Genomic DNA, 9,825 nt, shown 5'->3' with positions numbered 1-9,825 from the left:
GGAATCGCCTCAAGGCTAGACACCAACGTGCGCTGGTGTGCAGGCTTTAGCCGCCCGTCTTGCTGCTTCGCAGCGCGTGTGGAATCGCCTCAAGGCTAGACACCAACGTGCGCTGGTGTGCAGGCTTTAGCCGCCCGTCTCGCTGCTTCGCAGCGCGTAAGGAATCGCCTCAAGGCTAGACACCAACGTGCGCTGGTGTGCAGGCTTCAGCCGCTCGTCTTGCTGCTCCGCAGCGCGTGAGGAATCGCCTCAAGGCTAGACACCAACGTGCGCTGGTGTGCAGGCTTTAGCCGCCCGTCTTGCTGCTTCGCAGCGCGTGAGGAATCGCCTAAAGGCTAAACACCAACGTGCGCTGGTGTGCAGGCTTTAGCCGCCCGCCTCGCTGCTCCGCAGCGCGTGAGGAATCGCCTAAAGGCTAGACACCAACGTGCGCTGGTGTGCAGGCTTCAGCCGCCCGCTTGCTGCTTCGCAGCGAGCGGGAATGCGCCTCAAGGCTAGACAACAGCACTACTTGATCTCTACGACCAACGGCTTGTGCCAGGTCTTCGATTCGGCGGTGTAATACAGGTACGCCCGACTGGGCGGTCCGGTGTATTTTCCCGCGATCTGGGCGACACAGGCGATCGGAATCCGCTTGGATTCAGTCGGTGCGAAGGTCCGCCAATACAAGATGACTTCGCGGCCGCGCAGTTCGTAGAAATCAATTTCACCCGATTCACGAAGCTTCTCCAAGCTCTCGATGACCGGTTCAAGGCCTCCGGGAAGTCCGACCACGGCGACGGTCATCGGGCATCCGGTGTTCGTCACGTTGTTCACCTCTGCGATGACATCGATCGCATCGCCGCTTTGGACGTTCGCTTGATCGGACTGCCCGGCAAAGGACAGCTTCATCGCGATCGGGCATTCGGGGTCACTTGACGGCGACGTCGTCCGCCCGGTGAAGCGGAGCGTGAAGGGCAGGTTTGCGGCATCGCTGCTGCGAAGTGTCAATCGCGTGGTGGGATCGGAAACGAAGGCGTCGATCATCGCCGGTGTCATCTGCCACGTCACGCCCTCGGCGGGACGCCCGTCCCAGCGAACCGTTTCAACGACCTCGCCATCGACCAGAACATCGACGCTGCCGCCGTCGCCGCCGACCATTTGATCGTGCATCGCGATCAAGGCCTTGAGCGCCAACACCGTCGCTTGCGTCGATCCGAACCCGCCGCCGCGTCGATTTTCGATCAGCCACGTCGCCGCTTTCTGTGCCACGCCGCGATGGTTGTCGTTGCGGGCCAACGCCAGAATCGCCAGCGCGGTCGTCTCGACGGTCCGCGAGATCCCGCCGCTTTGCGTGATCGTCGTTTTTCCGATGAAACTGCCGTCTGTGTTTTGAAGTTCCACAAGCCGGTCCAGCAACGTCGCCGCCTGACGGTCTCGGCCCACATTGGCCAGTGTGATGGCGGACAACGCGATCAAATAGGGATCGTCAGAGGATTCTGCCACGCGTTGCATCGCATCCAATTCGGCCGACAGTTCCGAAGCCGTCGCGGACGCATCACCCGCGGCCCAATCGGCTTGCGAAAGCGCCCACAACAAGTACGCATTGACGACCTCTTGCTGGACCGACCAGACATGAAGGTGGCGTGGGTTGCGTTTGAATCCGCCCTTGCCGTCACGTCTAGAGAGCAACCAGTTGCGGGTGCGACTGAGCATCTCGCGATCGATGTCGATCATCTTTGCCATCTCGGAAAACTGCATCAGTCCGAATGCCGACAACGCTTCGTGGCCGGGATCGTTGCCGAACCATTCATACCCCAGCGTGGAACATTCGTAGCTGGTCAGTTTTCGATAGCCGCGACGCAACAGCGACACGGTGCGGCGTTCGGCACGGTCATCCACCACGCCTTCAAGTTGCAACAATTGAAACGCCATCACGTTGGGATAGTTCGAAGCCGACGCTTGTTCGAAACACCCATGCGGCTCGCGCAAGATGCTTTCCAATCCCGCGCTCAATTGCGATCGGGGGCTCGGGAAAAATTCCATGACGGCCGATAACGAACCGGGCACCACAGAATCGGGCAAGTTCGACGACAGAGAAGCCGACTTGGACAGTGATCCAGATTGAGAAACGTCAAACGGAAACCCGTCGGGAACGATTCGCACGGATCGTTCGACCTGATCGGCAAACGTGCTGCCGCTAAGCGTGGCCGAGACGCGGACCTTGGCCTCGGTGGGTTTGGCCGGTTCGGTGACGTTCAAGGAAAAGATTTCCGTGGTTCGATCGCCGGCGGCAACGGAGGTCAGTCCAGACCGACGAGTCGCCGTGAATGCCGGGTCCAGTTGCAATTGAACTTCGAACGCTCCGTCTTGGTCGGTCGCATTGACCAGTCCCACGGGCAGGTCGATGCGATCGCCGCCGGTGACTTCCAACGGCAGTTTCGGTTCGACTTGAATCGGAATCTCGGTCACGACCGCGCCGCCGCCGCTGCCCAACCGGCCGTCGGTGCTGTGCGCGTCGACGTCCACGCGGAACATCGTCAGCGAGTCCGAAAGATCGAATCGAATCGTCGCCGTTCCCGTTGAATCGGTCACCATCATCGGATTCCAATACACCGTTTCGGTGAAGTCGCTGCGGACATCGTCTTCGCTGCGGCGATGCAGATGGGCGTACTGGCGAATCGGAAACCGCAATTCGTCCATCAATTGATCGGCCAAAGCTTGCGCGTCCAGGTCACGCGACTTTGCCAGGCGTTGCAGTTGTTCCGGGGTCAGCCGCGTCTGTGACACTTCGGTCGGCACCTTCGAGCCACGCTGGCCCAAGAATGCCTGGACGACGCGTTGGACAAACGGCTGGGTAGCGCCCGCATCCGCACCGGATGCTTCGGCTTGTTCTTCTTGGCTTCGAAATTGTGCTTCATCGGCGGAGCTTGATTCCGACGGTGCTTCCATCATCGGTGCGATGTCGCCGGCGGTCATCTGATCGCGGGCGGATTCCGAAGTCGCCTCCACGCGATAGTTCCCTTGGCTGCCGCAACCGGATTGCGAGAGCATGATCGCAGCGAACAACAGCAGTCCGGCGGCGACCGCGCCGGCTTTTCGCGGGCGGACCAACAAACCGATCAACCAAAACGCGCCGATCAAGATCAACGCGATGCGGACTTCGGAAACAAAGCTCCGCCAGGCTGCTGCGATGCGCAGTTGGTATTCGTGCAACTGGGCCGCGATCGTCGCCTCGTTCGATTGCGTCCGGCTGGTCAATTCCGATCGTTGTCCGTCCAGTTCCAGCAAACGCGTCAAGGCGTCGCGAAAGGTTTCATGAAACTGATCTGGTGATCCACTGACAAACCGTCGCCAGCCCTGGGTGCCCAGCAACAAATCTAAACTCTCGGCCGCCTCGGGCGAATCGTCGAGATAGAAATCGGCGTGTTCCAAATCCTCCGGCGATTGAACCTCGCTGGTCAAGAAGAAATGGGTTGCGATCGACGGCAGATCCTGTTGTCGCAAGCTGAGGGCGGCGTCGTCCACGACGCGGACACCCAAGACCGCTCCGGGGACGGGTTGGTCGTTTTCGTCGGTGACTGCGATCGTCATCCGCACCGACTCGCCGGGCGAATGGACGCGACGGTCATCGTCCACACTGGCGGTGACGTTCAGCTTCTTGACGGCTTTGCGATAGACCAGTCGTTCGACTAGCGGGGTCGCCGTCTCGCCACTGGCATCCAGCACCGTGACCCGAATCACGCCGGCGGCGCGGTCTTGAATCGGTACAGTCACGGACGTGTCACCGATTCCGATTTCAGTCGTCTTGACCCCCACCAGTTCGCCGCGGCAGACCACGCGAACGATGCACGGTCGACGTTTGGTGCTGCGAAGGGTCATCGAGATCGGTTCGCCGGGATCAAACACACCGTCGCCGGTATCCAGCACCGGCAAGGCCTCGACGACCGATGGCAACCAAGGTGTCTCGGTGATGTCCAGCGGCGACGTGATCCTCAGCGAGTAACGTTGTCCCGACTCGGGCTTGAATTCGAACCGCCCCATGCCGTCGCGAACCGTTTTGATGCTGGCGACCATCCGCCCGGCTTGCGAAAGGACTTCGCCCGCGATCTCGATCGGATTGCCATCGGGGTCCCGTGCGGCAAAGTAGACGCGGTTGGTGACCCCACCGACCAAGTAGCCGCCTTCGGGATAAAAATCGACTTCCGCGCGTCCGGTGTGAATCGGGATCGGGCGGGCGGCGGTTTCGGTGACCGAGCCATCGTCGATCGCGATCGATAACGTGCCCTCGCCCTCGCGGATCACTTTGGGCAAGTCGAACGCGACCGCAAGCTCTCCGTTGATACCCAGTGAGCTGGTGGATTGATGAATGACGTCGCCGTCGACGACGGCTTGAATGCGTGCCGGGGCGGCGACGGGGATCGAATCATCCGCCCGGCGGACGGTCAACGTGGCCTCGACGCGGTCGGAGGCACTGTAGGATCGTTTGGAGAATTCGAGATCCGTTTTCAATCGAACCGCTCGGTAACGGCGCACTTCCAATTCGCAGACCTGGTCCGGGAAAAATCCGTCCAGACTTTTGGCGATCAACTGGTACGTTCCACCGGGCGCGGATTCTGGAATCACAAACGCGCCGTTGCCGACGCCCCGCTCAGAGACGCCTTCCAGAATCGCGCCTTGAACCGTCGCACCGCTGGCGTCGAAGAGTTCAAAACGGATCGGCACATCGAGATGCGCCGCGAGCGTTCGACGATTCAGCGTGACCGACCGAAAGAACACGGTTTCGCCGGGGCGATAAACCGGTCGATCGGTCGACAGGAACGTTAAACAACGCGTCGGTTCTAGCGGCACCGTCAATCGCACCAGACCCTTGCGACCGGTCGGATGGGCGTCGACGTGCAAGACCGCATCCCCGGGAATCGCGATGTCGTCGGGCACGCGAATCCGGCAGGGGCCTTGCCCCGTCGTTTCGGAGGTCCCGAAGAACAGCACGGCGCCTTGGGAGAGGACCTTGAAGGAGATCGTTGCCGGCACTACCGGCATCGATGGATCCAGCGTGTCGCTGAGCGTCGGATCGACGGGTTGAGGACCCACGGCGACCAGGAACTCGTTTCGCGCAGCGGCGTCGGCTCCGGCGACCGGTTGCACCGCCACACGCAGACCGACGTCGGGCGATGCAGGGCGCTGGTTCAGGTAGCGAATGCCGCTGATGGCGATCGCCAGCGTCGCCGCGGTCGCCAGCGATCCCAGCCACAGACGCAGAAAGCGATCGGGGGCTGTGGGTGAGGCATCTGCGGACGAGACATCTGCGGAAGGCACCGACGCAGGCGCCCGGTGGCTCGGCCGATGCGTGTTTGCCGGTTGGCGCGGCGTCGGTGGAACCGTCGGCGGGATGACCGGCGTCTCGACCGATGTCTCGACCGGCGGGGCAGCGATGGTGTCCCGTCTGGCCGGCGCGGTGACCTTGGCGGCGACGGCCAGTTTCGAGGCGACCAGCAGCGTCTCGGCCCACCGCTGTGCCACGACCGGATCGGTTTCGATGCGTTGTTTCAACGCCGCCGACTCGTCGTCTTCCAGCAATCCGTAATGCAGCTCCAGCAGGGACTGTCGCAAGTCGTCGTCGTCGATGGGCGGGTGATTGGTGCTTGGCTCGTGGTTCATGACAGGTCTCCCACGCTTTGGCGAAGTTGACGGATGGCCGAACGCATACGGGTTTTGACGGTCCCCAGCGGCAACGACATCGCGTCGGCGATCTGGGAATACGTCAGGTCACCGTTTTGCCGCAGCAAAAACACCTCTTGCTGTTCCGGCGGCAGCGTCGAAACGGCCCGCCGGAGCCGGGTGAGTTCCTCGTTTTTCATCAGCCCGTCCGTGGGGCTGTCAGCGGTCGAAGCCATCGGATGGTCCTCTTGCAGGGATTTTCGACGACGATTCCAGGCGGTTTTTCGAAAGTCGCGACCGGTATTGAGCGCGATTCGAAACACCCAGGCCCGAAGATTTTGGATGTCATCGATCTGGTGCCGGCGATGCCAACACTTCAAAAACGTTTCCTGCAACGCATCCCGGGCGTCCTCCAGATTTCCGACGACGTAATACAGCGTCCCCAGAATTTCGTCCGGACAGGAATCAAAAAACAGCTCCAGACGCTCGCATCGGGCGTCTGTCATTGTCGGTTCGATCGATTCCGGATCGTCGCTCATGCGATACGCCTGCAGCGGAAAATGCGTTGTCCGAAGATACAGACGAGGCACGGGAGTGAACGGATTGTACAAAAACTGATACCATCGGCTTTTTTCCCAGTCTCCCACCGCGAGTCTCCGGCGTGGCGCTCTGTTCGGCATTCGACCGTCTGCTCCAATCCGACCAGCCCCTGGCGGAATTGGACGCTCTGATTTGGAAAACCTTGTGCGGCGGAGCTGAATCGTCGCAGCACCCCTGGAATTTGGGGACGTTTTCAACGATCGATCTCCCCGACGGCACGATCCCGCATCCCAAGTGTCGCACCGTCGTGCTGCGTCATGCGGATCCACCTCGCCGTGCCATCGACTTTTACACCGATGTGCGGTCGGACAAGATTGACCAGCTCGATGCCGCGGGTTCACCAGCACCAGTGTGTTGGCTGTTTTACGATCCGGCGTCCAAAATCCAGCTTCGGCTCGATGGCACCGCGGAGGTGATCGATCGTGACCAGGCCGACGAAGCGTGGAGACAAACGACACCGGACAGCCGAGCGTCCTATCTCTCCATCTGTCCGCCGGGCGAGCGCGTCAACGATCCCCAACCCCCATCGACCACAGACCGTTTCGTTACTCGAGAAGAGTCCGAACGCGGGCGGGAGAACTTCCGAATCGTGCGGACGACGGTTCGGCACGCCGACTGGTTGTACCTCCGCCGCCGAGGGCACGTGCGATCGGTGATCGATTACGAAGCGGCGGGTGGAATCGATGCGTTTTGGGTGGTGCCCTAGTGCTCCGTCTCGACTTCATCTTCGGGTCCGCAGTAGTGGACGACGCGAGGAGTCCTCGCAGCTCGCAATCCGATTGGACTCGTCGCCTCGTCCACTACCCGAAAACAATAGCTGCGGCGGAATGCTCGTGCTCGGTGCCCGATGCTTATTTCCTGCGCCGTCGCAGCACGACCGGGATCGCGAACGTCGTCAAAGCGAAAAAGGATGACGGTTCGGGAACCGCCGTAATCGCCGCATCCAAGAAGTAGTTGGAACCTGAAGAACCTAGTCCTGTACTGGTCACCGTGCGACCAAAGGCAAACAGATCGACGCGATCGGGGGAACCGAATCCACCATCGTATTCAATGGTGTAGGCTCCTTGAGCATCGGTGGTCGTCGTGCCAAGCAACACATTGGAGGCATCGTACAAGTCAACGGAGATGCCCATTAGCGCATCCCCCGTCAATTCATCGGTGACGTAACCGAAAAAAATCGAGTCGTCCATCGAAAACGTTCGGGCCAGATGCTGAACTTGAGTGACATCACCCGGCGTCCAACCCCCGTCAACGATACCGATGCCGGCGTGGGTGAAGTCACTGCTGAGCATCGAGTTGCGATGCCCCGGAGGGTCCTGGATTCCATCGGTGCCAACTCCCCAGTCGATCGCAAACCCCGCGTGCATCAGATCCGGACTGAGCAGCCAATCGGCAGCAATATTTTCTCCAGCCGATAACCAATTCACTCCGGCATTGGTGAACCGACCACCAAGACCCGGCGCCCCGGGAATGGCGTGCGGATTCGCGGTCATCCCGGCGTCGTTCTCAACCCAGGTCGCATACTGATGAGCCGACCATCCGATGTTATCGCTCCACAGAAAGGGGCTCAGTGAACCAGCGGACGGTAAACTGTCAAACTGAGATTTGACCGTCGACGGAACGGTTTGAAAGAAGTCCATGCTTCCGGTCACAAGATTGTTGCCGAAGTTGCTGGCCCACCAACCAGAAGTGTGCGACGTTTGGCCGGACAAGATCGAGTCGAACTGGACCTTGGTGCCGCTGTACCCAAGACCCTGAAACGCCTTGTACAGTCCATTTCGCGGATCGGCGCGAAAGTCGTTGATGGAATCGAATGCGATTTGCTCGTTGGCATCGGCGGCGCCGTAGTTGATCGCCGTGAACACATCGGCGTGGGCGGCCGAGGCGACGAGCGCCGAAAGCACAAGAATACGAAGCGCGAAAAGCGGGCTCGTCAACTGAGGCATCAAAGTAATCCTCCCCGAAAAGTCTCGCCATCCATCCCGGTAGTCTGGGGGGAGGGCTCTGGTCGCGGACACTGGGTAACGAGTGACGATCCTAAGCCTTTTGTCGCCAATTACAACGCGATTCTTCCCGAAGACCACGACAATTGCCGCAAAACTAGCGTCTGATCGAGAGATCACCGGCGGAGCAGCTGCAGGAACGAAAACCGTGGACCGAAGGCCAGGTGAAAGGAGACACCCACAGATCAAGCACTCACTTGAGGAGTTGCTAGCGGACACAATTCCCGTCGTCGACGGGCGGATCTTAGGGGCGGCCCCCACCGCCTCCCCTTGGCTTAGCTTTGAGCACGGAGATTTAATGGGGTCATGTCGAGTGCCGACGCTTTAGCGGCAATGTGAAATGTCGGCAAATGACCTTCGTGAAAGCTGGTTGGATGTTTTCGCCAGAACCGCGAAGGACATCTGCGACTTGTTTTGCCGGGGCGGTCGAACTTAAACAATCGACAAGATCGAGAGCTATCAACACCAATCGGTCAACTTCTGAGTTCAAATCAACCTGGTGCGTGATATTCAAACGTGACGGACATTGGATCACCCGCGATCAATCAGCGAGTGCCACATTGCACGAAGCTGCTTCCTCCAAGCTTCTTAGCGGATTCGCGGAGACTTTGCGAGTTGGTGCGGATGCCTTGACCGGAAGCGGTATCGGATGACGGGGACCCTTGGCTGATCATGCCGGTTCGCAAGGTGCAGTGCGGCCGGACAACATTTTTCGATCCGAGTAGCCCCTTACTCACATCCGCTTGGCATGAGTCGCTCGTAGACTTTTGTCTGTTTCGATGCGACAATATTGATAGCATCACTTTTTCAACCAGGAGCAAACCATGAAGACTCGACGGTTGTCACGCGACGAGATTGGTCGACGCGGGTCGGAGATTTACGACACGAAACTGCAGGATAATCTGGAGCGGGATTCGATGGATCAGTTCGTTGCCATAGATGTTGAGACTTCCGAATTCGAAGTAGCCGAGGAAGCTCAGATCGCGAGCGAGAGGCTGCGAAGTCGGTTGCCGGACCCACAAGTTTTCGTTGCCCGCATTGGCCATCGAGCCGCCTTTATTGCTCGATGACCATTAACCTGCGGGGCCGCAACTCATGATTGAAGGTCGCATCGACGCCAAGTTTGAAGCTGTTGTTGACTTGGATCTTCGAGTAGGTGACGAACTGAAGCGGGAAAGCTTTTTGGTCGATACCGGGTTCAATGGCTTCATTGCTGTGCCTCAAGCGATGGTTAGCCGATTGGGATTGGGTTTGCTCGATGTTCAAGAGGGTGTCACTGCTGATGGGCGTATTGGTTACTTCGACACCGTTGAGTTAACGATTCTTTGGCATAAACGTGAACTCAAGGTACGAGCACAGGTGCTCGACGAAGCCCTGATCGGAACAAGGCTGCTTCGTGGAAGTCGTGTTCGAGCCGACTGGGTTCACGACGGCCAGTTCCAAATTGAGCCAATCGTTTAACGCATGACGGGACGACGACTGGCTCAGATGCCTTGACCGGAAGCGGTATCGGATGACGGAACCTTTCGCTGATGATGCCTGACCGCAAAGTGCAGCGCGACAGGCCAACATGTTTCAGCCC

Annotated in this window: 5 protein-coding genes; 2 read left to right on the top strand and 3 right to left on the bottom strand. The window is 59.5% G+C overall.

The window, feature by feature from the left end; all coding sequences use genetic code 11:
- Positions 1–507: 507 nt before the first annotated feature.
- Both TBK1r_RS23985 and TBK1r_RS23980 read right to left on the bottom strand, forming a co-directional pair.
- Positions 508–5,640, bottom strand: coding sequence for an MG2 domain-containing protein (locus TBK1r_RS23985; RefSeq protein WP_145216510.1), 5,133 nt, complete (start codon positions 5,638–5,640; stop codon positions 508–510).
- A complete protein-coding gene (locus TBK1r_RS23980) occupies positions 5,637–6,230 on the bottom strand; it encodes an RNA polymerase sigma factor (protein ID WP_419580336.1) in 594 nt (197 codons plus the stop codon). The genes TBK1r_RS23985 and TBK1r_RS23980 overlap by 4 nt, the downstream gene beginning before the upstream one ends.
- Before the next feature lie 71 nt (positions 6,231–6,301).
- On the opposite strand from TBK1r_RS23980, the gene TBK1r_RS23975 reads away from it, so the two are divergent.
- Entirely contained in the window at positions 6,302–6,946 is a 645-nt protein-coding gene (locus TBK1r_RS23975; RefSeq protein WP_419580335.1) for a PNPOx family protein, read from the top strand.
- Positions 6,947–7,091: 145 nt separating this feature from the next.
- On the opposite strand, the gene TBK1r_RS23970 is transcribed toward TBK1r_RS23975, so the two are convergent.
- On the bottom strand, positions 7,092–8,186 hold the full coding sequence (locus TBK1r_RS23970; RefSeq protein ID WP_145216504.1) for a CAP domain-containing protein: 1,095 nt from the start codon (positions 8,184–8,186) through the stop codon (positions 7,092–7,094).
- A 1,152-nt stretch (positions 8,187–9,338) separates the two neighbouring features.
- Here TBK1r_RS23970 and TBK1r_RS23960 point away from each other — a divergent pair.
- On the top strand, positions 9,339–9,704 hold the full coding sequence (locus TBK1r_RS23960) for a clan AA aspartic protease (RefSeq protein WP_145216498.1): 366 nt from the start codon (positions 9,339–9,341) through the stop codon (positions 9,702–9,704).
- The last annotated feature ends 121 nt before the right edge of the window (positions 9,705–9,825 follow it).

Source organism: Stieleria magnilauensis (genome assembly GCA_007753675.1).
Lineage (GTDB): Bacteria > Planctomycetota > Planctomycetia > Pirellulales > Pirellulaceae > Stieleria > Stieleria magnilauensis.
This window is presented reverse-complemented; position numbering and strand designations above follow the sequence as displayed.